The sequence below is a fragment of the Streptomyces sp. NPDC058646 genome (assembly GCF_042716875.1).
In the GTDB taxonomy this organism is placed as follows: Bacteria; Actinomycetota; Actinomycetes; order Streptomycetales; family Streptomycetaceae; genus Streptomyces.
This window is the reverse complement of sequence record NZ_JBHXRK010000016.1, coordinates 54,987-80,515: the sequence shown is the minus strand read 5'-3', so window position 1 is coordinate 80,515 and position 25,529 is coordinate 54,987. Positions and strand designations below refer to the sequence as shown.

Here is a 25,529-nt window from a genome sequence, read left to right as displayed (position 1 = left end):
CCTTCTCTGCGTTTACGGTCATGCCGCTTGGCCCCCCTTGACGGTGCGCTCGTCGAGCCAGGCTTCGACAGCGCTCCGCCGGTACCTGATCCGGCCACCCCTGCCGGGGCTCGTCTTGATGTAGCTCGGCCCTCGGTCCGACCAGCGCCAGTTGGCCAGGGTCTGCTTGCTGAATCCGTACTCAGCGTGGACCTGCCCGGGGCTGAGGAATTCGTCGCTCACTTAACACCTCACTTGAGTTGCATTGCGACTCGGCTGAGTCCATAGTGGACCCATGACATGGACAGTAGCAGACACTCCGGGACGGATGAAGATTCCACTGAGTCGTAAAATCGCAGCCATGACGACTCAGCCGCCGCGTGTCCCCACCCAGATCACCGACCCGACCGGCCGCCAGGTGGCGGCCAATGTCCGGCGTGTCCGGGAGGTGCGCGGCTGGTCGACCTACGACCTGTCTCGACTCCTGAAGGAGGCAGGCCGGCCCATCGCACCGTCGGCGATCGCCAAAGTGGAACGCGGCGAGCGGCGCGTTGACGTCGGAGACCTGACCGCACTCGCGGCAGTCCTCGGAGTTTCACCCTCGTCATTGCTGCTGCCACTGGACGACTCGCCCTCTCGCTCGGTCGAGGTGACAGGCGGCGGCTCCGTCGGCGCAGACGTCGCGTGGGACTGGGCGGATGGCAAGCGTCCGCTGCGCTGGGCAGAGGGCTCAGACATCGGCACGGCGAACTTCGAGTACCGCCTGTACGCCCGGCCTACGTACCGGCGCGAGGCGCAGGGCGTCGTCCTCCGCCCCCGCGGCGCGCGCGGGCAGGAGCAGTTGGCCCGCATTCGGGAGGGCTACCGCCTGCTGAGCGCAGCAGGACTCGACCTGCACGAGCTGCAGCGCCTCGACGCCGAATCCTTCGAGGCCCTCGTGGAAGGGGGCGACGATGGCCCGAGTCTGGATTGAGGACCGCGAGGCCCACGCGGACTACCAGCTGGCCATGGAGAAGTGGCAAGCAGCGAAGCGTGCGGGGAGCAAGCGGCAGCCGCCCGGCCGGTGGCGGGTCCGCTGGTACGGGCCGGACAACAAGCCGAAGGCTCTGACGTTCCAGAAGCTGCCGCAGGCCGAGGCCGAGGTACACGCCCTGACGGCCAAGCTGGACAAGGGTTCGTACCGGGATCCGAAGTCCGGCAAGGCCGCAGTGAAGGTCGTCGCCGAGGAGTGGTTCTCGTCAAAGCGGAAGATCGGCCGCACCACCCGGCACGACTACCGGGAGATCCTCGACAACTACGTCATCCCCAAGTGGGGTGACTGGCAGGTCGCGGCGATCCAGTGGGAAGACGTGTCTGCCTGGATCACGGAGCTGTGCGAGAAGCCGGGAAAATCGGGCCGGGTCCTCGGCGCTCAGCGGGTGATCAAGACGTACCGGGTGCTCTCGATGACGATGAAGCACGCCGTGTTCTCGAAGCGGATCTCGACCAGCCCGTGCCACGACCACGACCTGCCGCGGCCGGACGACGAGGACGAACACGTCTACCTGACCTACGACCAGCTCGAGGCCTTGGCTTCCGCGGCCGGCGAGTACCGGCTGATGATCCTCACCCTGGGGTACTGCGGGATCCGATGGGCCGAGGCGTCGGCCATCAAGACGGGCCGCCTGCTGGTCCCGAAGCGGCGGATCCGCATCGTGCAGAACTACACGGACGTCCGTGGCGAGCTGGCCCTGGGGCCGGTGAAGAACCACGAGAAGCGCTCGGTGCCCCTCCCCCGGTCCTTCGCCGACGAGCTGGGCACCCTGGCGCAGAGCAAGGGGCCGGGAGACCTGCTGTTCGCCGCGCCTGAGGGCGGGCCCCTGCGGTACAACAACTTCCGCAGCCGGGTCTTCGACCCCGCGGTGAAGGCGGCGGGCCTGGACGGGATGGGGATCACGCCTCACAAGCTGCGGCACACAGCCGCCTCGCTCGCCATCGCGGCCGGCGCCGACGTGAAGGTCGTGCAGCTGATGCTCGGCCACAAGGACGCCGCTATGACGCTGAACGTGTACGGGCACCTGTTCCCCGACCGGCTGGACGAGGTCGCTGACGCGCTGGACGTAGGCCGGAAGGTCGCACTCGCGCTACGGGATGCGCCGCTCACCGCGTCTGGGTGATCAAAGCAGTGTGTACAGAATGCGTATGGGCCCCTGGGATGATCTTCCCGGGGGCCCATCGCTTATGGCCGCTGACCAGCCGTTTCTCTTCAGAGCCCCCTGTCGGATTCGAACCGACGACCTACGCATTACAAGTGCGTTGCTCTGGCCGGACTGAGCTAAGGAGGCGGGGCCGCACTCACTCTACACAGCAGCCGATTACCGGGGCCATCACGTTCCGGGCGCCACCGGGAGGCCGGGCACGCGGTCCGGCGGATCGAACCGAGTCCGAAGTCACCCCGGTCCGGGTGCTGACAGGACCGGCGCCGGCGGGTAGCGTCGGCCGGAGTCCGCAGGCTGGACTAGACCCATTCTTCCTTCCACTCGGATCGTCCGGCACGTTCCTGCCGGTAGAAGGGATTCATCACCATGGCTTCTGTCACCTTCGACAAGGCGACCCGGCTGTACCCCGGCGGCGACAAGCCCGCCGTCGACGCGCTGGAGCTGCAGATCGAGGACGGCGAGTTCCTCGTCCTCGTCGGCCCCTCCGGCTGCGGCAAGTCCACCTCGCTGCGCATGCTCGCCGGCCTGGAGGACGTGAACGGCGGCGCCATCCGCATCGGTGACCGCGACGTCACGCACCTGCCGCCCAAGGACCGGGACATCGCGATGGTGTTCCAGAACTACGCGCTCTACCCGCACATGTCCGTCGCCGACAACATGGGCTTCGCGCTCAAGATCGCCGGCGAGGACAAGGCCACCATCCGCCGCAAGGTGGAGGACGCGGCGAAGATGCTGGACCTGACCCAGTACCTCGACCGCAAGCCGAAGGCGCTCTCCGGCGGTCAGCGCCAGCGCGTCGCCATGGGCCGGGCCATCGTGCGCAAGCCGCAGGTGTTCCTCATGGACGAGCCGCTGTCGAACCTCGACGCCAAGCTCCGCGTCTCCACCCGTACGCAGATCGCGGCGCTCCAGCGCGACCTCGGCATCACCACCGTGTACGTCACCCACGACCAGGTCGAGGCCATGACCATGGGCGACCGGGTGGCGGTCCTGAAGGACGGGCTGCTCCAGCAGGTCGACACCCCGCGCAACATGTACGACCGCCCGGCGAACCTGTTCGTCGCCGGCTTCATCGGCTCCCCGGCCATGAACCTGGTCGAGGTCCCGATCACCGACGGCGGCGTGAAGTTCGGCGACAGCGTCGTCCCGGTGTCGCGCGAGGCGCTGACCGCCGCGGCCGACGCGGGCGACCGCACCGTCACGGTCGGGGTCCGCCCCGAGCACTTCGACGTCGGCGACACGGGCGGCCTGACCATCACCGTGAACGTCGTCGAGGAGCTCGGCGCCGACGGCTACGTGTACGGCTCCACCGCGGCCTCCGAGGGCGGCCAGGACATCGTGGTCCGCGTCGGCGGCCGCCAGGTGCCGGAGAAGGGCTCGACGCTGCACGTGGTGCCGCGGGCCGACGAGATCCACGTGTTCTCGACCTCCTCCGGCGCGCGGCTCTCCAACTAGCGCAGCAGCCGCAAGGGTTCGAAGGGGCGTCCCGCCAAGGGGCGCCCCTTTCCCGTGCGTTGGCTCCGCGCGGAGCCCCGCGCACCGCCTCCGCACCGCCGCCGGGGTACTTCGGCAGCCGCCCGCAGCAGGGGAAGGAACCCCGACAGAAGGGGCATTCGGCCCTGCCCGTCAACCCCCTATTCGAAAAACCACGTCGAACCATCCCCCGACCGGGTGACTGAATGTCGCCAAATCTTCACCGAGCGCTACTCTCGCCCTCGTGACCCACACTGCCCGCCGTATCGGCCGTTCCCTCGCCCTGGTCCTGCCCGTCGTCCTGGTCCTGTCCGGGACCCTCGCGGTCACCATGGTCCCCTGGGCGGACACGTCCTCTTCCCAGATCCTGACCGCCTCCGCCGAGGACGTCTCCGTCCCCGCGAAGCCGCGCGCCGCGCAGGACGTGCTGCGCGACAAGCTCGTCGACGAGCTGCGCGCGGGCCAGGAGCCGGGTGACGTCCTCACCCACCTCCAGCAGGAAGTGAACCGGCGCCCTTCGCTCGCCGAACACTGCGTGGGTATCGCCCGGGCGCTCGGGCGGGCCGCCGTGGAGGTGTACGGCCCGACGAAGGCCCAGTCCGTCGCCCGGCCCGTGTGCGACACCTCGTACGCCTCCGGCGTCGCCTCCATGGGCTGACGCTCTCCGCCTCCCTACGCTGGCCGGCATGACCGACGCGTCCCCCGCACCCCGATCCGCCGATTCCGCAGCCGCGTTCCCCGCAGCCCCCACCCAGGCAGTCGTCCTGGCGGGCGGCCAGGGTTCGCGGCTGCGGCCGTACACGGACGACCGCCCGAAGCCGATGGTCGAGATCCCGGGAACCGGGATGCCGATCATCGGGCACCAACTGGCCTGGCTGGCCGCCGAGGGGGTCACGGACGCGGTGGTGTCCTGCGGGCACCTCGCCGAGGTCCTCCAGGAGTGGCTCGCACAGGCGCAGCTGCCGCTGCGGGCGACGACCGTCGTCGAGGAGGAGCCCCTGGGGCGGGGTGGCGGCCTCAAGTACGCCGCCCGGCACCTCCCGCAGCCCGAGGAGGCCTGGTACGCGACGAACGGCGACATCTGGACCCGTTTCTCCCTCCGGGAGATGGCCGCCTTCCACACCGAGCGCGGAGCGACGGCGACCCTCGCCCTCGCCCGGCCCCGGATCCCCTGGGGGGTGGTGGAGACCAACGAGTTCGGGCAGGTGCTGGACTTCATCGAATCCCCGCCGTCGCCTTATCTGATCAACGCCGGCGTGTACGTCTTCGGGTCCGGATTCGCCTCGCTGCTCCCCGACGTGGGGGACCACGAACGCACCACCTTCCCGCGCCTGGCCCGCGAACGCCGCCTGGCGGGCTTCCCGCTGGCCCAGGGGGCCTACTGGCGCGCCATCGACACAGCCAAGGACCTCACCGAAGCCGCCCGGGAGTTGGCGGCCCACACGGCCCCCTGAGCCGTCCCGCACCCGCCCCGGCCCGCCTCACGCACCCGCCCCGGCCGGGGCCCCCAGGTGCGAGAACGGCGCCCCGTCGGGGCTCCCTTGCGCGCGAGCGGCTGCTCCCTCGGACGGAATGCCATCGCAAGGGAAGCACGGCCCTTCGCGAAGACCCGCCGCCGGGCCGGGGCGCCGCACGCACGTCGCCCCGCCGAGCACAGGCTCGACGGGGCGACGGGGGCGGGCGGTTCAGCCGAGGAGGCCTCCGACCAGGCCGGGCTGCTTCGTCGGGGTGCTGCTGCCGCCCGTTCCGCCGCTGCTCCCCGAGGAGGAGGACGGCGGCTTCTGCGGGGCGGACTGCCGCGGGGTGCTGCGCGGGGTCTGCTTGCCGGTGGTGCCCCGGGTCGCGGTGGGCGACTCGGAGCCGGTCCCGGCGGCCCCCCGGGTGGGCGTGCTCGACGCCCCGCGGCCGGACTTCGCGGCGGGCTCGGTCGGGGTGGCCGAGGGCTGCGCCGACTTCGAAGGCTGCTGCTGCTGCGAAGGCTGCTGCGGCTGCCGCGCCGGGGTCTGCGGCAGCGGCGTACCCGGCAGGTAGTTGGTCGGGGGCTGCCCCGGCCCGGGAACGGTGACCACGGTGGTGGAGCGGACGGCTCCGCCGAGGAGCGAGCCGATGAGCAGGGTCAGGCCGCACACGACGGTGGCCATGACGGCCCCGCGCCGCAGCACGCGCCGGCGCAGCCGCCAGATCTCGGAACGCGGCCCGAGGGTGCGCCAGGCCTCGCCCGCGAGCCGCCCGTCGAGGGAGTAGACCGGCGCGCCCGCGATGATCAGCGGGGACCAGGCGGCGAGGTAGATGATGTCGGGCGCGTCGTAGGCGGGAACGGTCTTCCAGCTCACCGTCATCAGCAGCGCGGCGGACAGCAGCGCCCCGAAGCAGGCGGCGAACCGCTGCCACAGGCCGAACACCGTCAGCACGCCCACGATGACCTGGAGGAAGGCCACGCTCAGCCCCGCACCGACCGGGTGCGCGAGCGCGAAGTCCCGCAGCGGCTCGGCGAGGGCCCAGGGGTGCAGGGTGTGCAGCCAGGTGACCATGGAGCCGCGTTCGCCGCCGTCGAAGTAGACGGGGTCGCACAGCTTGCCCATGCCGGCGTAGATGGAGATGAAGCCGAGGAAGACGCGCAGCGGGAGCAGCACGACGCCGAGGTTCATCCGGCGGCCGGGGTAGTACGAGGCCTGTCCGCGCGCGTCGGAACCGCCCCGGCGGGCGTCCGCCCCGGGGTCGGGCGGCCCGTCCGGGTACCCGCCGCCGTGGGGCAGGTCCCGTACGGCTGCCAGCGGACGCGTCTCGTCCGGGTTGCCGTAGGTGCGCTGGCCGATGACGGTCGGGGTGGCGAGGGTTTCTTCGGCGAGGTCGTGGGCCAGGTCGATGCGCGGAATGACCTGGGTGGCGCCGCCGTCGTACTCGTCGTTGCCCCTCCCGGCCTCCCGCACGGCCTGGAGCAGTCCGCCCATGGCCGCCGCGTCACCGGCGTCCGACTTGCCGCTCCAGACGACGGGGGCCCGGCGGCGGGTGGCCCCTGCCGCGGCGACGACGGCACCCCCGAGCACGGGCGCTCTGCCGGGGGCGTGCGCGGGCTTGGAACGCGCGCTCGGGCTCGGTGCGAGCCGCACGCGGAAGCTGGCGTGGTTGACGATGACCTGTGCGGGATCGCACGGCACCTTGACCATGCTCAGCGCGGGCTGGTCGTCGAACCCTGACGTTCTGGTGTCCACACTCATCTAACCGAGTGATCAGTGTTTAGGACACTGCCTTGACATCAGGGATCTGTCCGAGACCCGTCAAGATCAAGTCGCCCCGCCCGGGAAGGGCGGGACGGCACGCTCACGGGTCACGGACCGTAGGCCGTTCGGCAGAGCTAGACGCGCGGACGGTTGGCGCGGCTGCGGGCCGCCTCGTACAGCACGACGCCCGCGGCGACACCGGCGTTGAGCGACTCGGCCCCACCCGGCATCGGGATGCGGACGAGGTAGTCGCAGTTCTCGCCGACGAGCCGGCCCAGGCCCTTGCCCTCGGAACCCACGACGATGACGACCGGGCCGCCGAGCGCCTCCAGGTCACCGACCGTGTGCTCGCCCTCGGCCGCGAGGCCGACGACGGTGATGCCGGCCTTCTTGTAGTCCTGCAGGGCGCGCGTCAGGTTGGTGACGCGGGAGACCGGGGTGCGGGCGGCGGTGCCGGCCGAGCTCTTCCAGGCACCGGCGGTCATGCCCGCGGCACGGCGCTCGGGGATGACCACGCCGTGGCCGCCGAAGGCGGAGACGGAGCGGACGATCGCGCCGAGGTTGCGCGGGTCGGTGACCCCGTCGAGGGCGACGATCAGGGGGTCCTCGCCGTTGTCGTACGCGGCGGCGGTGAGGTCCTCCGGGTGCGCGTACTCGTACGGCGGCACCTGGAGGACCAGGCCCTGGTGGTTGAGCCCGTTGGTCATGCGGTCGAGCTCGGGGCGCGGCGCTTCCATCAGGTTGATGTTGCCGCGCTCGGACGCGAGCTGGAGGGCCTCGCGGACGCGCTCGTCGTTGTCGATGAACTGCTGGACGTACAGGGTCGTGGCGGGTACGCCGTCACGCAGCGCCTCGAAGACCGGGTTGCGGCCGACGACCATCTCGCTGGTGCCCTTGGCGCCGCCGCGGCGGGGGGCCGGGCGCCGCTTGGCGGCCTGGCGGGCCATGGCGTTGCTGATGCGGTTCGCCTTGTGCTTCTTGCGGTCCTCGGCCTTGGGCGTGGGGCCCTTGCCTTCCAGACCCCTGCGCCGCTGGCCACCGCTGCCGACCGTCGCGCCCTTCTTGTTGGACGTGCGGCGGTTCCTGCGCTGGCTGTTCCCGGCCATGACTTCTACCTGTTTCGTTGATGCTGCGGTGTGTACGTATGAAGAGTGTGCCGCCCGGAGCGCCGGGCAGCACACCAAGTTCAGCCGGCCGGACTCAGCGGGGGCCGAGCGTCCAGCGCGGGCCCGTCGGGCTGTCCTCGATGACCAGGCCGGACTGCTGGAGCTGGTCGCGGATGGCGTCGGCGGTGGCCCAGTCCTTGCGGGCCCGGGCGGACTCGCGCTGTTCGAGGACGAGCCGTACGAGCGTGTCGACCGCGCCGTGGAGGTCCTCGCCCCGATCGGCCTCGCCCGCCCAGTGCGGGTCGAGCGGGTCCAGGCCGAGGACGCCGAGCATGGCCCGGACCTCGGACAGCCGCGCGATGGCCGCGTCCTTGTCGTCGGCGGCGAGGGCGCTGTTGCCCTGGCGGACCGTGGTGTGGACGATGGCCAGCGCCTGCGGGACGCCCAGGTCGTCGTCCATCGCCTCGGCGAAGGCGGGCGGGACCTCGGCGGCGGGCTCGACGGTGCCGCCGGCCTTCTCGATGACGCGCTGGTAGAAACCCTCGATCCGCGCGAAGGCGGACTCGGCCTCGCGCAGGGCCTCCTCGCTGTACTCGATCATCGACCGGTAGTGCGGGGTGCCGAGGTAGTAGCGCAGGACGATCGGACGCCACTGCTTGACCATCTCGGAGACGAGCACCGAGTTGCCGAGGGACTTGGACATCTTCTCGCCGGACATGGTGACCCAGGCGTTGTGCACCCAGTACTTCGCGAACTCGTCGCCGAAGGCCTTGGCCTGCGCGATCTCGTTCTCGTGGTGCGGGAAGATCAGGTCCAGCCCGCCGCCGTGGATGTCGAAGGCCTCGCCGAGGTACTTGTGCGCCATCGCGGAGCACTCCAGGTGCCAGCCCGGGCGGCCGCGGCCCCACGGGGTCTCCCAGGAGGGCTCGCCGGGCTTGACGGACTTCCACATGGCGAAGTCGCGGGGGTCGCGCTTGCCCGTCTCGCCGGTGGACTCCGGCTGGCGGATGTTGTCGAGTTCCTGGCGGGAGAGCGCGAGGTAGTCGGGGTACGACTTCACGTCGAAGTAGACGCTGCCCTCGGACTCGTAGGCGTGACCGCGCTCGATGAGGCCGCGCATCATCTCGACCATCTCGGTGACATGGCCGGTGGCGCGGGGCTCGTAGGTGGGCGGGAGGCAGCCGAGAGCGGCGTAACCGTCGTTGAAGGCGCGCTCGTTCTCGTAGCCGATGGACCACCAGGGGCGGCGCTGCTCCGCGGACTTCGTGATGATCTTGTCGTCGATGTCCGTGACGTTGCGGATGAAGGTGACGTCGTAGCCCCGGTACTCGAACCAGCGGCGCATCATGTCGAAGTTGAGGCCCGACCGGATGTGGCCGATGTGCGGGGCGGCCTGCACCGTGGCGCCACAGAGGTAGATCGAGACACAGCCCGCCGTGAGCGGGGTGAAGTCGCGGATCTGCCGGGCGCTGGTGTCGTACAGGCGAATAGTCACGGCATCAAGGGTAGTGCGCCTGTAGCAGTGCCCCGCGACCCTTTCGGGACGCGGGGCGGGTTTGTTGCCGAAGCGGTGCGCGCTCCGGGCCGGACTCAGGTCGTGCTCGTGCGGTACACCAGCGCGGTGGCGATGGCGGCGAGCCCCTCGGCGCGGCCGGTGAGGCCCAGACCGTCGGTGGTGGTTCCGGACACGGACACGGGGGCGCCCGCGGCGGCCGCGAGCGCCTTCTGCGCCTCTTCGCGCCGCTTGCCGATCTTCGGCCGTACGCCGATCACCTGGATCGCGATGTTGCCGATCTCGAAGCCCTCGGCGCGGACGATGCGGGCCGCCTCCGCCAGGAGGGTGACCCCGGCCGCGCCGGACCACTCGGGCCGGGAGGTGCCGAAGTGCGCGCCGAGGTCCCCGACGCCGGCGGCGGAGAAGAGCGCGTCGCAGGCGGCGTGCGCGGCGACGTCGCCGTCGGAGTGGCCGGCGAGACCGTCCTCGCCCTCCCACAGCAGGCCGGCGCACCACAGCTCGCGGCCGGTCTCGAAGGCGTGCACGTCGGTGCCGATGCCGACGAGCGGGATCAGGGGCGCGGGCACGGGGACGGGGACGGGGACGGGGACGGGGACGGGGCTAGTAGGCATCGGTGGCCCTCCTGCGGGCGAGTACGGCCTCGGCGAGGACCAGGTCGAGCGGACGGGTGACCTTGAAGGCCTCTTCGTGGCCGGGGACCACCGTGACGGTGATGCCGAGCCGTTCCACCATCCCCGCGTCGTCGGTGGCGCCCTCGCCGCCGGGACGGACCTCCCGGTGCGCGCGCACCAGGGTGGCGAGGTCGAAGCCCTGCGGGGTCTGCACGGCGCGCAGCCGGGCCCGCTCCGGGGTGGCCACGACCGGCTCGGGCTCGCCGGACCTGCCGGGCTCGACCTCCTTGACGGTGTCGGCCAGCGGCATCCCGGGCACCACGGCGGGGGCGCCCTCGCGGACCGCCTCGACGACTGCGTCCACGGTGTCCACGGGGACCAGCGGGCGGGCCGCGTCGTGGACGAGTACGGAGGTGACGTCCGCGGGGAGGGCGTCCAGGCCGGCCCGCACGGACGCCTGGCGGGTCTCGCCACCGGGGACGACCAGGATCTCGGTGCGGTCGGGCAGCGCGTGCTGGTCGAGGAGGAGGCGCACCTCGGCGGCCTCGGCGGGCGGCGCCACGACGACCACGAGGGAGACCGCGCGCGAGCGGGCCATCGCGCGGACGGCGTGGACGAGCATGGGGATGCCGCCGAGGGACCTCAGGGCCTTGGGGGCGCCTGGGCCGAGGCGCACTCCGCGGCCGGCGGCCGGGATGACCGCGGCGGTGCGGTGGGGGTGCGGGGCGCCCCCGGGGCGCGATTCGTCATACATCGATGGCTCCGATAGCTCCGGGTCGCGCAGCCAGGTTTGTGGCTTCGGCCGACATGGGTATGGCCCTGGGGGTGCCCCGGCCGAAGGCTGGGGGATGTGCCGGGAGCGACGCCCTCGCCCCTTCCGTGACGACCGGTCGAGCAGGCTGCCCGGGCCCGGCACGCCAGGCAGTGGTTCAAGAGGTATGGGTGCAGACATGCCGCAGCGCCCGGCAACACGCCCCTCGTGGAGGAGGGACTCGTCAGCGGGCACCGCGGCACAACTGTGTAAACACTGTTCTGATGAACCCGCGTGATCATCCGCGTCGTGGACAACGTGGATGATCCGTCAACGGGAACGGTGTACGGGGCCTCGCGTCAGGACGCGAGCACCTCGTCGAGGAGGGCCTCGGCCTTGTCCTCGTTCGTGTTCTCGGCGAGCGCGAGTTCGCTCACCAGGATCTGGCGAGCCTTCGCGAGCATGCGCTTCTCACCCGCGGACAGTCCGCGCTCGCGCTCACGACGCCACAGGTCACGCACCACTTCGGCGACCTTGATGACATCGCCAGAAGCGAGCTTCTCCAGATTTGCCTTGTAGCGCCGGGACCAGTTCGTCGGCTCTTCTGCGTACGGTGCGCGAAGCACCTCGAAGACCCGGTCCAGCCCGTCCTGGCCGACTACGTCGCGAACACCGACGAACTCTGCATTGTCCGCAGGCACACGAACCGTGAGGTCGCCCTGGGCGACCTTGAGCACCAAGTAGGTCTTGTCCACGCCTTTGATCTGACGAGTCTCAATGGCCTCGATCAGCGCGGCCCCGTGATGGGGATAGACCACGGTGTCGCCAACCTTGAACGTCATGTGACAGGTACCCCTTCCGTGGCTATCCAGGGTAACACGAGAACTGACTGTTATGAATGGCGTTTTCGCAGGTCAGGGCATATCTCGGGGCTTGACAACTGCGACAGGAACGTGCTGCGGAAGGCTCCTGGGAGGGGGTATTCGCAGGTCGGGGGCGCTGTGCGGACCGGGCGAAAGGGCCACGCTACACCTGTCCGGCACACCCGTCAGCGTGACGTACGTCCCGTTTTGCCGGGTTCGAGGCCGGGAAACCGAACTACTCCGTTCGACTGGCGGGCGTCCGTACGGAGGGGTTCCGGCCCAATCCTGAATTGATCACGGAGGGAGGTTCGAGGGAATCCGGGAATTGATCACCGGACGGGCCCGCGCACGATATGCGGGCGCGCCATGATCGGCGAGGGGAACCGCGGACCGGCGACCCGCGGAATGCAAGAGCGCGCGACGGGGCGAGGGCGGCCCGTGCGCTGCGGAGGGTCGGGTGCGGGGCCGGGGCGGCGGCTCGGTAACCTAAGCGCGCTGACACACCCTTAGGGCGGCTCACCTTCGCCGCTCCGAGCGCCCACCGTCCCGTTCCGAACGTCCAAGGAGATGCCGCCGCCGTGAGCCGCAGCCTTCGACGCGGCGCCCTCGCCGCCACCGCCGTCGTGTTCTCGATCGCCTCGCTGGCTGCCTGCGGTGCGGGCAACCACGCGGAGACCCTGCAGATCAAGCCCGACAACGCCGCTGCCACCAAGGGCGACATCAAGGTCCAGAACGCACTGGTCATCACCCAGGGCGAGAAGGGCACGAAGGGCCCCGCGGCCGTCTCCGCGACCGTCTTCAACGGCGGCACCGAGCCGCAGACCCTTGACTCCGTCACCCTCGCGGGTGGCAAGGCCAAGGTCGTCCTGAAGGCAGCCGAGGGCTCCGGCAAGGTGACCGTGCCGGCCGGCGGCTCCGTCGTGCTGGGCGGCCAGGGCAACGCCTCCGCCCAGGTCGACGGCGCCGAGGCCCTCGTCGACGGCAACGTCCAGACGGTCGTCTTCCAGCTGAGCCGCACCGGCGCCGTCGAGCTGGACGCCTTCGTGGTCCCGGCCAAGGGCATGTACGCGGGCTTCGGCCCGACCGCGGCCCCCGGCGCCCCCTCCGGCAGCCCCTCGGCCACCCCGTCCGGCTCGCCCTCGGGTTCCCCGGCCGGCGGCGCCTCGGGCAGCCCGTCCGGCTCCCCCTCGGGCAACGCGGGCGCCAAGCCGTCCGGCTCCGCCTCGCACGCCGCGGGCCACTGAGGCACGCCGCACCACACCGACGTACGGGAAGGGCCCCCGGCCGCAGCTGCGGCCGGGGGCCCTTCCCGCTGCCCGGGGGCGGCGGCCGAGGTGTACGGGGCGCGCCGCCGGTGCGGCACGCCCGGACGGCGCCGGCCTACGGCTCGAACTTGTAGCCGAGGCCACGGACCGTGACCAGGTAGCGCGGCGCGCCCGGGTCCGGCTCGATCTTGGCGCGCAGGCGCTTGACGTGGACGTCGAGGGTCTTGGTGTCACCGACGTAGTCGGCGCCCCAGACCCGGTCGATCAGCTGCATGCGGGTCAGCACGCGGCCCGCGTTGCGCAGCAGCATCTCCAGCAGGTCGAACTCCTTCAGCGGGAGGTCCACCTTGCCGCCCGCGACGGTGACCACGTGCCGGTCGACGTCCATCCGTACCGGGCCCGCCTCCAGGGCCGCCGGGGTGACCTCCTCCGGCTCGCCGCGGCGGCGCAGGACCGCGCGGATGCGGGCGACCAGCTCGCGCGAGGAGAAGGGCTTCGTGACGTAGTCGTCGGCTCCTATCTCCAGCCCCACGACCTTGTCGATCTCGCTGTCCTTGGCGGTGACCATGATCACGGGGACGTTGGAGCGGCCGCGCAGCTGCCGGCAGACCTCCGTGCCCGGCAGACCGGGGAGCATCAGGTCGAGGAGGACGAGGTCGGCGCCGTTGCGCTCGAACTCGTCGAGCCCGTCGGGCCCGGTCGCGGCGATCGCGACCTCGAAGCCCTCCTTGCGGAGCATGTAGGACAGGGCGTCGCTGAAGGATTCCTCATCCTCGACGACGAGCACTCGGGTCACGGAAGGACCTCCGGGGCAGGAATGGCTGGTGCTGTTTCTGGTTCAAGCAGGGGCCGGGTGGATTCGGTGGCCGCCGCCGGGGACGGCGCGGCCGCTTCGGGAAGCCGCAGGGTGAAGGTGGAACCCTGACCCTCCGAGCTCCAGACCGCCACCTCCCCGCCGTGCGAGGCGGCCACGTGCTTCACGATCGCGAGGCCGAGGCCCGTGCCTCCCGTGGCGCGGGAGCGGGCCGGGTCCACGCGGTAGAAGCGCTCGAAGATGCGCTCGCGGTCCTTTTCCGGGATGCCGATGCCCTGGTCGGTCACGGCTATCTCGATCAAGTCTCCACCCGGCGCGGTCACCCGGCGCGCGGCGATGCCGACGCGGGTGCGGGCGGGACTGTAGTTGACGGCGTTCTCCACCAGGTTTCCCAGGGCGGCCGCGAGCTGCCCCCGGTTTCCCCAGACGCGCAGGTCGGCGGTGCCGCCGGCGGCCATGGTGATCTGTTTGGAGGTCGCCGTGTGGCGGCAGCGGTCCATCGCCTCCGCCACCAGCGTGTCCACGCGCATGGGCTCGGCGTCCTCCAGCGGGTCGTCGTTCTGCACCCGGGAGAGGTCGATGAGTTCCTGCACGAGGTTGATCAGCCGGGTCGACTCGATCTGCATCCGGCCCGCGAAGCGGCTGACCGCCTCGGGGTCGTCCGCGGCGTCCATGACCGCCTCGGAGAGCAGGGAGATCGCTCCGACGGGAGTCTTCAGCTCGTGGGACACGTTCGCCACGAAGTCGCGGCGTACGGCCTCGATGCGGCGGGCCTCGGTGAGGTCCTCGACCAGGAGGAGCACGAGGCGGGACCCGAGCGGGGCCACCCGCGCCGAGACCGCGAGCGCCTCGCCGCGGCCGGTGCCGCGCCGGGGCAGGTCGAGCTCGACCTGGCGTATCTCCCCGTCCCGGCGGGTGTCGCGGGCCATGTGGAGCATGGGCTCGACGGCCAGCTTGCCGCCGCGGACCAGCCCGAGGGCGTACGCCGCCGAGCTGGCCTTGACCACCGCGTCGCCCTCGTCCAGTACGACGGCGGACGAACGCAGTACGGAGAGGACGGTGTCCACGCCGGGCGGGAGCACCGCATTGATGTCGGGGCGCATGGAGCTCCGGGTGGGGCGGGCCTGGTCGCGCTCGCTCCAGCGGAACGCCAGCATCGCGATCACACCGGTGCACAGACCGGCGATCGCTGCAGCTGCGGCGACCGCCGCGTTCACGTCCATGCATCCAGGTTAAGCAGGCAGAACGACACTTCCACAGCCGTTCGGGTGGCACCTCGAACAGTCGTCGCCCAGAGTTCACCCTGGAGACGGGGTTGATTCACTTGTGGTGCCGGAGTCGGACGCGTTTGCGGTTCACCGTGTCACCGTGGGGCTGGAAGCCACCCCGGCCGGCCCCCGGGCAGCAGTGCAGTAGGTCAAGAGAGGGACACCAGACATGCGTGACGCGTACCACGAGGAACTGGACTCGATCGGAGAGGGTCTGGTCGAGATGGCCCGGCTGGTCGGTTCCGCGATCGGGCGGGCCACGACGTCCATGCTCGACGCCGACCTGAAGCTCGCCGAGAGTGTCATCGCCGCCGACCAGAAGGTCGACGACCTCCAGCACGACCTGGAGGCGCGCGCCATCGCGCTGCTGGCCCGGCAGCAGCCGGTCGCCACCGACCTGCGCATCGTCGTGACCTCCCTGCGGATGAGCGCCGACCTCGAACGCAGCGGCGACCTGGCCCAGCACGTGGCGAAGCTCGCCCGGCTGCGCTTCCCGGACACGGCCGTACCGCGGGACCTGCACGCCACCATGCTGGAGATGGGGCAGCTGGCGCAGCGGCTGATGGCGAAGGCCGCCGAGGTCATCATCACCAAGGACGTCGACCTGGCGCTCCAGCTGGAGCAGGACGACGACGAGATGGACCAGCTGCACCGCACGCTGTTCCAGCACCTGATGGACGACCGCTGGAAGCACGGCATCGAGACCGCGGTGGACGTGACCCTGCTGGGCCGCTACTACGAGCGCTTCGCGGACCACGCGGTGTCGGTCGCCAAGCGCGTGGTGTACCTGGTGACGGGCGAGCACGCCGACGAGCTCCAGCAGCCGACGCAGGTCGACGGGGTCTGACCCCGTCCGCTTCCGAGCCCCGATGCGCCGTTGACGCGCCGGGGAGGCTGGGCATGAATGGGGCGAAGGCAACCACGCCGTAGGTGCGTGCCCCACGAGGAGGATCCATGCCCGATTCCCCCGTCCCGATCACCCCGGAGCAGGACCAGGAGCCGTCCCGTACGGAACCCCTGCGCCTCCCCCTGCTCGCGGCGTGCGGCTGCGGCTCCGGCTGCGGCTGCGGCTGCCAGTCCGGCGCCCCGTGCCAGTGCGGCGGCTGAGCCCGCCCGCGCCACCGGGGCCCCGTCCGCGTCGCGGACGGGGCCCTTCGCCCGCCTCCCGCCGGAGCAGCGGCGTGAACTCCGGCCCCCGGACACGCGCGAGCCCCCCACCTACGGCTGAAGCCGCGGGCGGGGGGCCGGCTCGACGGGCTGGGGGCTACTTCTTGCCCTGGTTCTTCACGGCCTCGATGGCGGCCGCGGCCGCGTCCGGGTCGAGGTAGGTGCCGCCCGGCTTCAGCGGCTTGAACTCGGCGTCCAGTTCGTAGGCCAGCGGGATGCCGGTCGGGATGTTCAGGCCCGCGATGGCGGCGTCGGAGATGCCGTCCAGGTGCTTGACCAGGGCGCGCAGCGAGTTGCCGTGGGCGGCGACCAGGACCGTGCGGCCGGCCAGCAGGTCCGGGACGATGCCGTCGTACCAGTACGGCAGCATGCGCACGACGACGTCCTTGAGGCACTCCGTCCGGGGGCGGAGCTCCGGCGGGATGGTCGCGTAGCGCGGGTCCTCGGACTGGGAGAACTCCGTACCGTCCTCGAGGGCCGGCGGCGGGGTGTCGTACGAGCGGCGCCACAGCATGAACTGCTCCTCGCCGAACTCGGCGAGGGTCTGGGCCTTGTCCTTGCCCTGGAGGGCGCCGTAGTGGCGCTCGTTCAGGCGCCAGGAGCGGTGGACCGGGATCCAGTGGCGGTCGGCTGCCTCCAGCGCCATCTGCGCGGTGCGGATCGCGCGCTTCTGGAGCGAGGTGTGCACGACGTCGGGGAGCAGGCCGGCGTCCTTGAGCAGCTCACCGCCGCGGACCGCCTCCTTCTCGCCCTTCTCGTTGAGATTGACGTCCACCCAGCCGGTGAACAGGTTCTTCGCGTTCCACTCGCTCTCGCCGTGGCGGAGGAGGATCAGCTTGTACGGTGCGTCGGCCATGCGTACGAGCCTAATGGACGGGCCGAGCCGCTCGCGCGCGGTACGGCGGGGTGCCGGAGGGGGCGCCGATTGACCGGGGGCATCAATCCAGTGGCTTCGGCGGGCGGCCGCTCGTAACCTGCGGAATGCCACAGAGACGCTTACATCACCCGGGGGGATCCCTTATGTCCGTTGCCGGCGTCGGACGGGCCGTCCGGGAGACCGTGTCGGGTCTGCCGCGTGCGTTCTGGTGGCTGTGGGTGAGCACCCTCGTCAATCGGCTCGGGGCCTTCGTCGCCACGTTCATGACGCTGTACCTGACCCTCGACCGGGGCTATTCGGCCTCCTTCGCAGGACTGGTGGTCGCCCTCCACGGGCTCGGCGGCGTGGCGTCCTCGCTCGTCGCGGGGGTGATGACCGACCGGCTGGGGCGGCGGCCCACGCTGCTGGTGGCGAACGCCTCGACGGCGTTCTCGGTGGCGCTGCTCGGTTTCATGGAGCACCCGGCGGCCATCGCTGCGGTGGCGCTGCTGGTCGGCATGACCTCGAACGCGTCCCGGCCCGCGGTCGCAGCCATGATGGCGGACATCGTCCGCCCCGAGGACCGGGTACGGGCCTTCGCGCTCAACTACTGGGCCATCAACCTCGGCTTCGCGGTATCCGCGACCGCGGCGGGCCTGATCGCCGAGCACAGCTACCTGGCCGGGTTCCTGGGCGAGGCGGCACTGACGCTGGCCTGTGCGGTGCTCGTGTACGCCAAGCTGCCGGAGTCCCGGCCGGCCGCGGCGGCGTCCGCGCCGGGCGGGGCCGCCGGCAAGGCGGCCGCGGCCGCCGAACCGGAGACCGGGCTGGGGACCGTGCTGCGGGACCGGCGGTTCATGGGGGTGGTCGGGCTGTCGTTCCTGATCTCGCTGATCTTCACGCAGGGCTCGGTGGGCCTGCCCGTCGCGATGGGCGCGGCCGGGTTCTCGCCCGCGGACTACGGGCTGGTCTCCGCCGTGAACGGCGTGCTGATCGTGCTGCTCCAGATCCCGGTCACGCGGTTCATCGAACACCGCGACCCGCAGCGGCTGCTGGTGGCCTCGGCGCTGCTGGCGGGGTACGGGTTCGCGATGACGGCCTTCGCCGGGCCGCTGTGGGCGTACGCGCTGACGGTCGCCGTGTGGACGCTGGCCGAGATCGTGAACTCCCCGACCCAGATGAGCCTCGTCGCGCGGCTCTCCCCGCTGCACGGCCGGGGGCGCTACCAGGGGATGTACACCCTGTCCTGGGCCGTGGCCGCGCTGGTCGCCCCGCTGATGGCGGGCGTCATGATCGACCGGTACGGGGCGGGCTGGCTCTGGGCCGCCACGGGCGCGCTGGGCACGCTGGCGGCGGCGGGCTACTGGCTGCTGATGCGGCGGCTGCCCCAGGAGGAGACCGGACCGATGGCCGGCACCGCGACGGCCGGCACCGCGACGGCCGGCACCGGGACGGGCGGCACCGCGACGGCCGGCACCGCGACGGGCGGCACCGGGACGGCCTGCGCCGCGGCCGCGGCCGGGTCGCCCGCGCCGCTCCCGGTCGCCCCGGCCTAGGCCGGGCGGGTGAGGTGCTTGAAGGCGTCCAGGTTGTAGGTGGGTTCGCCGCGGGAGACGCGCCATTCGTACTCGCGGCGGATGGCACCCGCGAAGCCCAGCTCCAGGAGCGTGTTGAAGGCGCCGTCCGCCGCCTCCAGGACCGTGCCCAGCAGGCGGTCCAGCTCCTCCGGCTCCACCACCGACAGCGGGAGGCGGGCCGTCAGGTAGATGTCCCCGAGGCGGTCGACGGCGTAGCTCAGCCCGTACAGCTTGAGGTTGCGCTCCAGGAGCCAGCGGTGGACGCCCGCCTCGTTCTCGTCGGGGTGGCGGATCACGAAGGCGTTGACCGACAACGAGTGCCGTCCGACCCGGAGCGAGCAGGTGGTGGACAGCTTGCGGGTGCCGGGGAGCTGGACGACGTACGAGCCCGGTTCGGGGCTCTCCCAGCTCAGCTCGGCGCCGGTCAGCGTCGCTTCGATGATCTCGGCGGTGTCAGCCATGGTGGGAGCGTACGCGACGGCGGTGATCATGCATGGCCGCGGTGTAGACGTCCGCCGTGCCGTTCGCGACCGTGTCCCAGCCGAAGAACTGCGCGTGCCGCGCCGCCGCCGCGCCCATCCGGTCCGCGAGCCCGGGCTCGTCCACGAAGCGGCGCAGCTCCCGCGCGTAGTCCACGGGGTCGTGGCCGGGTACGAGGATCCCCGTGACCCCGTTGTCGACGGCGACCGGCAGTCCGCCGACCTCGGCGGCGAGCACCGGCGTACCGGTGGCCTGGGCCTCGATCGCGACGAGCCCGAAGGACTCGTTGTACGAGGGCATGACCAGGACCGAGGCGGCCCGGAACCAGTCGGCGAGCCGGTCCTGCCCGACCGGCGGGTGGAAGTGCACGAGGTCGGCGATGCCCAGCTTCGCGGCGAGCTTCTGCAGCCCCTCCGGCTTGGCCAGCCCGCTGCCGCTGGGACCGCCGACGACGGGCACGAAGAGCCGCGCGCGCAGCGAGGGGTCGCGGTCGACCAGCTCGGCCACCGCGCGCAGCAGCACGTCGGGGGCCTTGAGGGGCTGGATCCGGCCCGCGAAGAGCGGGATCACCGCGTCCTGCGGCAGCCCGAGGCGGGCACGGGCGGCCGCCCGGCCGTCGCCGGCCGTGAAGCGCTGCAGGTTCACGCCGGGGTGGACGACGGCCACCTTGCGGGGGTCGGCCTCGTAGTGGCGGACGAGTTCGTCGGCTTCCTCGGCGGTGTTGGCTATGAGCCGGTCCGCGGCGGCCACGATCTGGGTCTCGCCGATGACGCGGGCGGCGGGCTCGGGGGTGTCCCCCTCGGCCAGCGCCGCGTTCTTGACCTTGGCCATGGTGTGCATGGCGTGCACCAGCGGGACGCCCCAGCGCTCCGCGGCCAGCCAGCCGACGTGCCCGGAGAGCCAGTAGTGGGAGTGGACGAGGTCGTAGTAGCCGGGGCGGTGACCCGCCCAGGCCTGCATCACGCCGTGGGTGAAGGCACACAGCTGGGCGGGCAGCTCCTCCTTGGCGAGGCCCTCGTACGGGCCCGCGTCCACGTGCCGCACGAGGACGCCCGGCGCCAGGTCGACCACGGGCGCGAGGCCGCCCTCGGTGGCCCGGGTGAAGATCTCGACCTCGATGTTGATCGCGGCGAGGCGCTTGGCCAGCTCGACGATGTACACGTTCATGCCGCCGGCGTCGCCGGTGCCGGGCTGGTGCAGCGGCGAGGTGTGCACGCTGAGCATGGCGACACGGCGGGGCTTGCGGTGGTGGCCGACGGCCGGGAGGCGCAGCCGCGGCGCGTCGTACCGGGTGCCGCGTGCGGAGGCTATCCGTCCGCTGATGCTGCCGCCGAGGCGGGACACGTACTGACTCAAGGGAGCAGTCCTCTCGCTCGGGCGGCATGACGCGAAGAGCGCGGTCGGCGCCTTTCAAGCAGTGCAACCCGGATGGCCGTCCCTCGCATTCCGGTGGAGCGCGGATTTTTCATCGGGTTGCCGGGTTTTACTCCAGCACGCGCGCTCCGCTTAGGCTCGGGCCATGTCCTCGCGCAGTACCCCACCGCCCCCGAGCCGTCCCGGCCGCCCCGTGGGCACGGTGACCCGCGGTACGACGAACCCGAACCGTCTGCGCCGGATGGACCGCTGGATCGCGGCCTCCCACGGCGCCGCGCTGCGCCGCGCGGAGGCGCCGGTGGCGGTCGACCTCGGGTACGGGGCCGCGCCCTGGACCGCGGTGGAGCTGCTGTCGCGGCTGCGGCAGGCGGCCCCGCGGGTGCGGGTGGTCGGCATCGAGATCGAACCGGCGCGGGTCGCGGGGGCGAAGCCGTACGAGCGGGAGGGGCTGAGCTTCCGGCACGGCGGCTTCGAGGTGCCCCTGGACGGGGGCGCGCGCCCGGCGCTGATCCGCGCGGCGAACGTGCTGCGCCAGTACGACGAGGAGCAGGTCGCCGAGGTGTGGGGGCGGCTGTGCGCGCGGCTGGCTCCGGACGGGCTGCTGGTGGAGGGGACCTGCGACGAGATCGGGCGGCGGCACGTCTGGGTCGCGCTGGGGCCGGAGGGGGCGCGCACGGTGACGTTCGCGACCCGGCTGGGCTCCCTGGAGCGCCCCTCGGACCTGGCGGAGCGGCTGCCGAAGGCGCTGATCCACCGGAACGTGCCGGGGGAGCCGGTGCACGCGTTCCTGCGCGACTTCGACCGGGCGTGGGCCGCGGCGGCCCCGTACGCCTCGTACGGGGCGCGGCAGCGCTGGATCAGGACGGCGCGGGCGCTCTCCGGCGACTGGCCGCTGGCGGACGGGCCGGCGCGGTGGCGGCAGGGGGAACTGACGGTGCGCTGGGAGGCGTTGCGCCCGGCGGGGTGAAAGAGGTGCGCCGGGGAACCGGAGTGGGAGCGGCTCCGTCGGGTCTGCAGGGGGTGGCGCGGCGGGGGTCGTACCGGGGGGTGTGCACGGACGCTTCGGGAGCGACTCCGTTGGGGCGGACAAGATCGGCACGTCGTCCACAAGGGTGTCGGAATTCACGGACTCGTGGCACCATCCCGAGGGCAGTGACAAGTTACTGATGAATAGTCAGATCTCATGACAGGTCTGGCTCCTGGTGCCTGGGGGAACCATGCGGACGGTAGGGCGGCGGCGGCGCGCGAGCGCCTTCGCGTTGGTGTGCGCACTGGCAGTACTGACGGCTCCGGGCCTCGCGGCGGGCACGTCGTACGCGGCGCCGGCGCAGCCCGAGCCCGCTCCGGGGGCCAAGTCCCTGGAGCAGGTCCGCAAGGAGATAGACGATCTGTACCGTCAGGCGGGTACGGCCACCGACGCCTACAACCTCGCCGCGAGCGAGGCCAAGGCGCAGTCGGACAAGATCGTCGAGATTGCCAGGCTGGTCGTCGCCGGCAAGGAGCGGATCGCCACCCTGAAGAGCCGGGCGGGCGCCGCGGCCCGCGCCCAGTACCGCTCGGGCGGACTGCCGCCTGGCGCGAGGCTCGCGCTGAGCGAGAGTCCGAACAAGTACCTCGACGGCGCGGACCGGCTGCGGCAGGGACAGAAGGCTGCCTCGGACATGCTCTCCGAACTGGACCGCACCCAGACCGACTTGGAGCAGTACGCGCGGGACGCGAGCGCCGAGTGGGAGAAGCTGGAAGCCGACCGGATCAAGCAGGAGGACGCGAAGAAGCAGGTCGAGGCCAAGATCAAGGCCGCGGAGGACCTGGAGAACAAGCTGGAGGCCGAGGAGAAGGCCCGGCTGATCCAGCTGGAGCAGGACGCCCAGTACCGGGCGCAGACGGCGTGGCTGTCGACGGGCGCGATGAAGGACGTCAAGGGCGTGGCGACGGATGCCGGGAAGACCGCCGTCCAGTACGCGACCGCGCAGATCGGCAAGCCGTACGTCTGGGGCGCCGAGGGCCCCGGCTCCTTCGACTGCTCCGGTCTGACCTCCCAGGCCTGGCGGGCCGCGGGCAAGGGCATTCCGCGCACCTCGCAGGAGCAGCTGCGGCTGCTGCCGAAGGTCGCGCTGAAGGACATGCGCCCCGGTGACCTGATCATCTACTTCGACGACGCGAGCCATGTCGGGATGTACGTGGGCGACGGCGCGATGGTCCACGCCCCGCGCCCGGGCCGCAACGTGACGATGGCGGGCGCGGGCTCCATGCCGATCAAGGCGGTCGTCCGCCCGGACGCGTAGCCACCCCTGCCGGGCCCCTGCCGGGGGCGGGCAGGCCCGGCCCGGGGGACCGGGTGCACCGGGGCGGGCGGGCCGGGGCTTCGGAGGAGGCGGGATCGGGTGCGGAGGCAACCATCCGGGCGGCGGGGACGTCTCGCTGGGCGGGACGAACCGCGCCCTGCCGTGACGTTGGTCATCCAGTGAGGCCGATTTTCCCCCGCGATGTCGGCATATGACGGAGGCCCTCGCCCCGAGCGGCATTCCGCTCGCCGGGCCGGGACCGCTAGGGTCGGCCGGACGAGCGCACCCTCGGGGGGAGGGAAGGAACCGGAGACGATGCCCGTACCCGTACCGCGGCAGAGGGGCACCTCCGCCACGGAGAGCGCTCAGGCGGCCCTTCTGCACCCCGGCGCCGAGCACCCCGCCGCCACACCCGCGGCGACTCTCCCGGCACCCCTCCCGACGGCCCCGCCGGCGACCGCCCACGCCACCCCGCTGACCCTGCTGGTCATCGAGGACGACCCGGCGGGCGGCCTCACCGTCCCCGAGATCCTCGACGCCGACGGCCACCGCATCCGGCTCCGCACCGCCCGCAACCTCACCGAGGCCGCACGGCTGCTCACGCCCGACGTGCACTGCATCCTGCTCGACCTGTCGCTCCCGGACGCGGGCCCCCGTACCGCGGACGCCGCCGCCGACCAGCTGGCCGCCCTCCGCCAGGTCCTGCGCATCGCCCCCCGGCACGCCGTCCTCGTCCTCGCCGGCGAGGCCGACGCCGAGCGCGCCGCCGAGGCCGTCCGGGTCGGCGCCCAGGACTTCCTCTTCCGGGACGAGCTGGACGGCCGGCTGCTGAGCCGCACCATCCGCTACGCGGTGGAGAGAAAGCGGGCCGACATCGCCCAGTACAAGCTTGCAGAATCGAAACTGCGCGCCCAGGAGAACGCCCGCCTGGAACGCGGCCTGCTGCCCACCCCCCTGCTCGACGGCTCCGACCTCCGCTTCGCCGCGCGCTACCGCCCCGGCCGCAGCCGGGCCCTGCTGGGCGGTGACTTCTACGACACCGTCCGCACCCCCGACGGCACCGTCCACGCCATGATCGGCGACGTCTGCGGCCACGGCCCCGACGAAGCGGCCCTGGGGGTCGAGCTCCGCATCGCCTGGCGCGCCCTGACGCTGGCCGGCCTGTGCGGTGACGACCTGCTGGCCACCCTCCAGCAGGTCCTGGAGGTGGAGCGGCCCTGCGAAGAGATCTTCGCGACGCTGTGCACGGTGGACATCGCCCCCGACGGCCGCCGCGCGGGCCTGTGCCTGGCCGGGCATCCGGCCCCGCTGATATCCCGGCCGGGCCGCCCCGCACGCCTGCTCCCGTACGAGGACAGCGGCCCCGCCCTCGGACTGCTGCCCCGGGCCCGCTGGCCCCGCCGCCAGGTCGAGCTCGGCGGCACCTGGAGCCTCATGCTGTACACCGACGGGCTCATCGAAGGCCGCATCGGCGAGGGCAAGGAGCGCCTCGGCCAGGACGGCATGGTGGAGATGATCAACCGTCACCTGGACCGCGGCCTGAGCGGCGAGGCCCTGCTGGAGGCCTCGGTGACCGAGGCCCGGCGGCTGAACGGCGGCGAGCTCACGGACGACGTGGCTGTCGTCCTGCTCTCCCGGGCCGAGGGCTGACCCAGCGGCCTGCGCAACGGCCTGGAGGCGGGCCCGGGGCCTACCGTCCGCCGTTGTAGGGCCCGTACGGCCCGTCACTGCTGCTGCCGCCCCGCCGCTTGCCGCCGCCCGAGACCTGCTTGAGGGCGGGGCGCACGTCGACGAAGAACACGATGGTCGCGACCAGACCGGCGACCTGCAGGAACAGCATCCCCAGGAAGTAGTCGACGAGGACGGTGATGCCGAGGATGACCAGCCAGAAGGTCTTGGTCTGCTTGCCGGCCGCCCGGTACGCGTCCTCGCGGGCCACGACGGCGAGGACGAAGGCCACGACCGCGAGAAGCAGCATGGCGAACCCGAGCAACGGGAGCACCCCCAGATCGAACCCGTCCATCAACATCGCTTGACCGCCTTCTCGTGCTTCGTGCGCCTGATGCCGTGAGCTGCGTCCGACTCCACGCTACCGGCACGCACGCGTTCACGAACTACAACGGGCCGGACACCTTCCAGGTGCCCGGCCCGCCGTACGTCATGCGGTTCAGCTCTCGTCGCCCGCCGTGGCGGCGGCCTTCTTGGCCGGGCTCTTGCGCGCGGTGGTCTTCCGGGCGGCGGGCTTCTCCTCGGCGGCGGCCTCGGCCGCGACCGGCACCGCCCCGGACTCCGGCTCGACGGCCACGGCGATGTCGACGATCTCCTCGGAGACCTCGCCCCGCCAGGTGCGGACGGCCTGCTCGCCGTGCTCGGCGACCTTGTCGTAGGTCTCCTTCGCGCGGACGGCGTACTCGGCGGCCACGCCGACCCCGCGCAGCGCCAGGTCCTGCGCGGCCTCCCCGAGCTTCTTCGGGTCGATCGCGCCGAACACCTCGGCGACCTTGGCGGTGACCGCCTCCTGCGCCTCCTTGGCCTTCTCCTGCACGACCTTCGGGTCGGTGTTCTTCACGGCCTCGATGCGCGCGGGAGCCTCGGCACGCAGCTGCTCGATGAGCCCCGGCACCTTCTTCGCCTGCTGGACGGCGAGGTCGGCGGTGCCCGCGGCGAAGTAGAGCGGCGTCGGGTCGGTGAGGGTCTTCTTCAGGTCATCGGCGATGGCCATGCG

26 protein-coding genes and 1 tRNA gene are annotated in these 25,529 nt (G+C 72.0%); 12 read left to right on the top strand and 15 right to left on the bottom strand.

The window, feature by feature from the left end; all coding sequences use genetic code 11:
* Positions 1 to 18: 18 nt before the first annotated feature.
* Positions 19 to 222 carry a helix-turn-helix transcriptional regulator gene (locus ACFWUZ_RS20520; protein WP_384374510.1) on the bottom strand — a complete coding sequence of 68 codons (204 nt, stop codon included), beginning with the start codon at positions 220 to 222 and terminating at the stop codon, positions 19 to 21.
* A gap of 118 nt (positions 223 to 340) precedes the next feature.
* Between ACFWUZ_RS20520 and ACFWUZ_RS20515 the strand changes: the two genes are divergently transcribed.
* On the top strand, positions 341 to 952 hold the full coding sequence (locus ACFWUZ_RS20515; RefSeq protein WP_384374507.1) for a helix-turn-helix domain-containing protein: 612 nt from the start codon (positions 341 to 343) through the stop codon (positions 950 to 952).
* The gene (locus ACFWUZ_RS20510; protein ID WP_384374504.1) at positions 933 to 2,135 is read left to right on the top strand and encodes a tyrosine-type recombinase/integrase; all 1,203 of its coding nucleotides are present in this window, start codon (positions 933 to 935) and stop codon (positions 2,133 to 2,135) included. Before ACFWUZ_RS20515 ends, ACFWUZ_RS20510 begins: the two co-directional genes overlap by 20 nt.
* A 93-nt stretch (positions 2,136 to 2,228) precedes the next feature.
* On the opposite strand, the gene ACFWUZ_RS20505 is transcribed toward ACFWUZ_RS20510, so the two are convergent.
* A tRNA-Thr gene (locus ACFWUZ_RS20505) sits at positions 2,229 to 2,303 on the bottom strand.
* 240 nt (positions 2,304 to 2,543) lie between these two features.
* On the opposite strand from ACFWUZ_RS20505, the gene ACFWUZ_RS20500 reads away from it, so the two are divergent.
* From ACFWUZ_RS20500 to ACFWUZ_RS20490, 3 genes are all read left to right on the top strand, one after another.
* Positions 2,544 to 3,632 carry an ABC transporter ATP-binding protein gene (locus ACFWUZ_RS20500; protein ID WP_384374501.1) on the top strand — a complete coding sequence of 363 codons (1,089 nt, stop codon included), beginning with the start codon at positions 2,544 to 2,546 and terminating at the stop codon, positions 3,630 to 3,632.
* Positions 3,633 to 3,894: 262 nt separating this feature from the next.
* Positions 3,895 to 4,308, top strand: coding sequence for a hypothetical protein (locus ACFWUZ_RS20495; RefSeq protein WP_384374498.1), 414 nt, complete (start codon positions 3,895 to 3,897; stop codon positions 4,306 to 4,308).
* A gap of 28 nt (positions 4,309 to 4,336) precedes the next feature.
* On the top strand, positions 4,337 to 5,104 hold the full coding sequence (locus ACFWUZ_RS20490; protein ID WP_384374495.1) for an NDP-sugar synthase: 768 nt from the start codon (positions 4,337 to 4,339) through the stop codon (positions 5,102 to 5,104).
* A gap of 231 nt (positions 5,105 to 5,335) precedes the next feature.
* On the opposite strand, the gene ACFWUZ_RS20485 is transcribed toward ACFWUZ_RS20490, so the two are convergent.
* The 6 genes from ACFWUZ_RS20485 to ACFWUZ_RS20460 form a co-directional block, all read right to left on the bottom strand.
* Positions 5,336 to 6,868 (bottom strand): DoxX family protein, encoded by a 1,533-nt coding sequence (locus tag ACFWUZ_RS20485; protein WP_384374492.1) that lies wholly within the window; start codon positions 6,866 to 6,868, stop codon positions 5,336 to 5,338.
* Positions 6,869 to 7,005: 137 nt separating this feature from the next.
* Positions 7,006 to 7,977: a 23S rRNA (guanosine(2251)-2'-O)-methyltransferase RlmB gene (rlmB, locus tag ACFWUZ_RS20480; RefSeq protein ID WP_384374489.1), complete on the bottom strand. Its 972-nt coding sequence runs from the start codon at positions 7,975 to 7,977 to the stop codon at positions 7,006 to 7,008.
* A 94-nt stretch (positions 7,978 to 8,071) separates the two neighbouring features.
* Positions 8,072 to 9,472, bottom strand: a complete 1,401-nt coding sequence (cysS, locus tag ACFWUZ_RS20475; RefSeq protein WP_384374486.1) for a cysteine--tRNA ligase — start codon at positions 9,470 to 9,472, stop codon at positions 8,072 to 8,074.
* A gap of 95 nt (positions 9,473 to 9,567) precedes the next feature.
* A complete protein-coding gene (ispF, locus tag ACFWUZ_RS20470; RefSeq protein WP_384374483.1) occupies positions 9,568 to 10,104 on the bottom strand; it encodes a 2-C-methyl-D-erythritol 2,4-cyclodiphosphate synthase in 537 nt (178 codons plus the stop codon).
* The gene (gene ispD, locus ACFWUZ_RS20465) at positions 10,094 to 10,858 is read right to left on the bottom strand and encodes a 2-C-methyl-D-erythritol 4-phosphate cytidylyltransferase (RefSeq protein WP_384374480.1); all 765 of its coding nucleotides are present in this window, start codon (positions 10,856 to 10,858) and stop codon (positions 10,094 to 10,096) included. Before ispD ends, ispF begins: the two co-directional genes overlap by 11 nt.
* Before the next feature lie 356 nt (positions 10,859 to 11,214).
* Positions 11,215 to 11,697 carry a CarD family transcriptional regulator gene (locus ACFWUZ_RS20460; protein ID WP_003953493.1) on the bottom strand — a complete coding sequence of 161 codons (483 nt, stop codon included), beginning with the start codon at positions 11,695 to 11,697 and terminating at the stop codon, positions 11,215 to 11,217.
* A 599-nt stretch (positions 11,698 to 12,296) separates the two neighbouring features.
* Between ACFWUZ_RS20460 and ACFWUZ_RS20455 the strand changes: the two genes are divergently transcribed.
* Entirely contained in the window at positions 12,297 to 12,962 is a 666-nt protein-coding gene (locus tag ACFWUZ_RS20455) for a DUF461 domain-containing protein (protein WP_384374477.1), read from the top strand.
* Positions 12,963 to 13,098: 136 nt separating this feature from the next.
* Here ACFWUZ_RS20455 and ACFWUZ_RS20450 read toward each other — a convergent pair whose 3' ends face one another.
* Together ACFWUZ_RS20450 and ACFWUZ_RS20445 are read right to left on the bottom strand one after the other, a co-directional pair.
* On the bottom strand, positions 13,099 to 13,779 hold the full coding sequence (locus ACFWUZ_RS20450; protein ID WP_030387286.1) for a response regulator transcription factor: 681 nt from the start codon (positions 13,777 to 13,779) through the stop codon (positions 13,099 to 13,101).
* The gene (locus ACFWUZ_RS20445; protein WP_384374473.1) at positions 13,776 to 15,020 is read right to left on the bottom strand and encodes a sensor histidine kinase; all 1,245 of its coding nucleotides are present in this window, start codon (positions 15,018 to 15,020) and stop codon (positions 13,776 to 13,778) included. Before ACFWUZ_RS20445 ends, ACFWUZ_RS20450 begins: the two co-directional genes overlap by 4 nt.
* A 214-nt stretch (positions 15,021 to 15,234) precedes the next feature.
* Here ACFWUZ_RS20445 and phoU point away from each other — a divergent pair, with 214 nt between their 5' ends.
* Together phoU and ACFWUZ_RS20435 are read left to right on the top strand one after the other, a co-directional pair.
* The gene (gene phoU / locus ACFWUZ_RS20440; protein WP_384374470.1) at positions 15,235 to 15,912 is read left to right on the top strand and encodes a phosphate signaling complex protein PhoU; all 678 of its coding nucleotides are present in this window, start codon (positions 15,235 to 15,237) and stop codon (positions 15,910 to 15,912) included.
* A 107-nt stretch (positions 15,913 to 16,019) separates the two neighbouring features.
* Positions 16,020 to 16,172: a hypothetical protein gene (locus ACFWUZ_RS20435; RefSeq protein ID WP_384374467.1), complete on the top strand. Its 153-nt coding sequence runs from the start codon at positions 16,020 to 16,022 to the stop codon at positions 16,170 to 16,172.
* A 157-nt stretch (positions 16,173 to 16,329) separates the two neighbouring features.
* Here ACFWUZ_RS20435 and ACFWUZ_RS20430 read toward each other — a convergent pair whose 3' ends face one another.
* Complete coding sequence (locus tag ACFWUZ_RS20430; RefSeq protein ID WP_384374464.1) at positions 16,330 to 17,088, bottom strand: phosphoglyceromutase; 759 nt, start codon at positions 17,086 to 17,088, stop codon at positions 16,330 to 16,332.
* 164 nt (positions 17,089 to 17,252) lie between these two features.
* Here ACFWUZ_RS20430 and ACFWUZ_RS20425 point away from each other — a divergent pair, with 164 nt between their 5' ends.
* Positions 17,253 to 18,644 (top strand): MDR family MFS transporter, encoded by a 1,392-nt coding sequence (locus ACFWUZ_RS20425; protein WP_384374461.1) that lies wholly within the window; start codon positions 17,253 to 17,255, stop codon positions 18,642 to 18,644.
* Here the strand turns inward: ACFWUZ_RS20425 and ACFWUZ_RS20420 are convergent.
* Together ACFWUZ_RS20420 and mshA are read right to left on the bottom strand one after the other, a co-directional pair.
* Positions 18,641 to 19,126, bottom strand: a complete 486-nt coding sequence (locus ACFWUZ_RS20420; protein WP_384374458.1) for a YbjN domain-containing protein — start codon at positions 19,124 to 19,126, stop codon at positions 18,641 to 18,643. The genes ACFWUZ_RS20425 and ACFWUZ_RS20420 overlap by 4 nt on opposite strands.
* The gene (mshA, locus tag ACFWUZ_RS20415) at positions 19,119 to 20,501 is read right to left on the bottom strand and encodes a D-inositol-3-phosphate glycosyltransferase (RefSeq protein ID WP_384374455.1); all 1,383 of its coding nucleotides are present in this window, start codon (positions 20,499 to 20,501) and stop codon (positions 19,119 to 19,121) included. Before mshA ends, ACFWUZ_RS20420 begins: the two co-directional genes overlap by 8 nt.
* 163 nt (positions 20,502 to 20,664) lie before the next feature.
* On the opposite strand from mshA, the gene ACFWUZ_RS20410 reads away from it, so the two are divergent.
* The 3 genes from ACFWUZ_RS20410 to ACFWUZ_RS20400 all read left to right on the top strand — a co-directional run bounded on the left by ACFWUZ_RS20410 (position 20,665) and on the right by ACFWUZ_RS20400 (position 24,454).
* Entirely contained in the window at positions 20,665 to 21,486 is an 822-nt protein-coding gene (locus ACFWUZ_RS20410; RefSeq protein ID WP_384374452.1) for a class I SAM-dependent methyltransferase, read from the top strand.
* A gap of 250 nt (positions 21,487 to 21,736) precedes the next feature.
* Positions 21,737 to 22,804 carry an NlpC/P60 family protein gene (locus tag ACFWUZ_RS20405; RefSeq protein ID WP_384374449.1) on the top strand — a complete coding sequence of 356 codons (1,068 nt, stop codon included), beginning with the start codon at positions 21,737 to 21,739 and terminating at the stop codon, positions 22,802 to 22,804.
* Positions 22,805 to 23,005: 201 nt separating this feature from the next.
* Positions 23,006 to 24,454, top strand: a complete 1,449-nt coding sequence (locus ACFWUZ_RS20400) for a PP2C family protein-serine/threonine phosphatase (protein WP_384374446.1) — start codon at positions 23,006 to 23,008, stop codon at positions 24,452 to 24,454.
* Positions 24,455 to 24,494: 40 nt separating this feature from the next.
* On the opposite strand, the gene ACFWUZ_RS20395 is transcribed toward ACFWUZ_RS20400, so the two are convergent.
* Positions 24,495 to 24,833 (bottom strand): DUF2516 family protein, encoded by a 339-nt coding sequence (locus ACFWUZ_RS20395; protein WP_384374443.1) that lies wholly within the window; start codon positions 24,831 to 24,833, stop codon positions 24,495 to 24,497.
* A 138-nt stretch (positions 24,834 to 24,971) separates the two neighbouring features.
* Positions 24,972 to 25,526: a hypothetical protein gene (locus ACFWUZ_RS20390; protein ID WP_384374440.1), complete on the bottom strand. Its 555-nt coding sequence runs from the start codon at positions 25,524 to 25,526 to the stop codon at positions 24,972 to 24,974.
* Between the last annotated feature and the right edge of the window lie 3 nt (positions 25,527 to 25,529).

Coding starts and splice junctions, on each gene's coding strand:
- ACFWUZ_RS20515 (WP_384374507.1), top strand. CDS start 341: ATGACGACTCAGCCGCCGCGTGTCCCCACCCAGATCACCGACCCGACC.
- ACFWUZ_RS20510 (WP_384374504.1), top strand. CDS start 933: ATGGCCCGAGTCTGGATTGAGGACCGCGAGGCCCACGCGGACTACCAG.
- ACFWUZ_RS20500 (WP_384374501.1), top strand. CDS start 2,544: ATGGCTTCTGTCACCTTCGACAAGGCGACCCGGCTGTACCCCGGCGGC.
- ACFWUZ_RS20490 (WP_384374495.1), top strand. CDS start 4,337: ATGACCGACGCGTCCCCCGCACCCCGATCCGCCGATTCCGCAGCCGCG.
- ACFWUZ_RS20485 (WP_384374492.1), bottom strand. CDS start 6,868: ATGAGTGTGGACACCAGAACGTCAGGGTTCGACGACCAGCCCGCGCTG.
- rlmB (WP_384374489.1), bottom strand. CDS start 7,977: ATGGCCGGGAACAGCCAGCGCAGGAACCGCCGCACGTCCAACAAGAAG.
- ispF (WP_384374483.1), bottom strand. CDS start 10,104: ATGCCTACTAGCCCCGTCCCCGTCCCCGTCCCCGTCCCCGTCCCCGTG.
- ispD (WP_384374480.1), bottom strand. CDS start 10,858: ATGTATGACGAATCGCGCCCCGGGGGCGCCCCGCACCCCCACCGCACC.
- ACFWUZ_RS20460 (WP_003953493.1), bottom strand. CDS start 11,697: ATGACGTTCAAGGTTGGCGACACCGTGGTCTATCCCCATCACGGGGCC.
- ACFWUZ_RS20445 (WP_384374473.1), bottom strand. CDS start 15,020: ATGGACGTGAACGCGGCGGTCGCCGCAGCTGCAGCGATCGCCGGTCTG.
- phoU (WP_384374470.1), top strand. CDS start 15,235: ATGCGTGACGCGTACCACGAGGAACTGGACTCGATCGGAGAGGGTCTG.
- ACFWUZ_RS20435 (WP_384374467.1), top strand. CDS start 16,020: ATGCCCGATTCCCCCGTCCCGATCACCCCGGAGCAGGACCAGGAGCCG.
- ACFWUZ_RS20430 (WP_384374464.1), bottom strand. CDS start 17,088: ATGGCCGACGCACCGTACAAGCTGATCCTCCTCCGCCACGGCGAGAGC.
- ACFWUZ_RS20425 (WP_384374461.1), top strand. CDS start 17,253: ATGTCCGTTGCCGGCGTCGGACGGGCCGTCCGGGAGACCGTGTCGGGT.
- ACFWUZ_RS20420 (WP_384374458.1), bottom strand. CDS start 19,126: ATGGCTGACACCGCCGAGATCATCGAAGCGACGCTGACCGGCGCCGAG.
- ACFWUZ_RS20410 (WP_384374452.1), top strand. CDS start 20,665: ATGTCCTCGCGCAGTACCCCACCGCCCCCGAGCCGTCCCGGCCGCCCC.
- ACFWUZ_RS20405 (WP_384374449.1), top strand. CDS start 21,737: ATGCGGACGGTAGGGCGGCGGCGGCGCGCGAGCGCCTTCGCGTTGGTG.
- ACFWUZ_RS20400 (WP_384374446.1), top strand. CDS start 23,006: ATGTCGGCATATGACGGAGGCCCTCGCCCCGAGCGGCATTCCGCTCGC.
- ACFWUZ_RS20395 (WP_384374443.1), bottom strand. CDS start 24,833: ATGTTGATGGACGGGTTCGATCTGGGGGTGCTCCCGTTGCTCGGGTTC.
- ACFWUZ_RS20390 (WP_384374440.1), bottom strand. CDS start 25,526: ATGGCCATCGCCGATGACCTGAAGAAGACCCTCACCGACCCGACGCCG.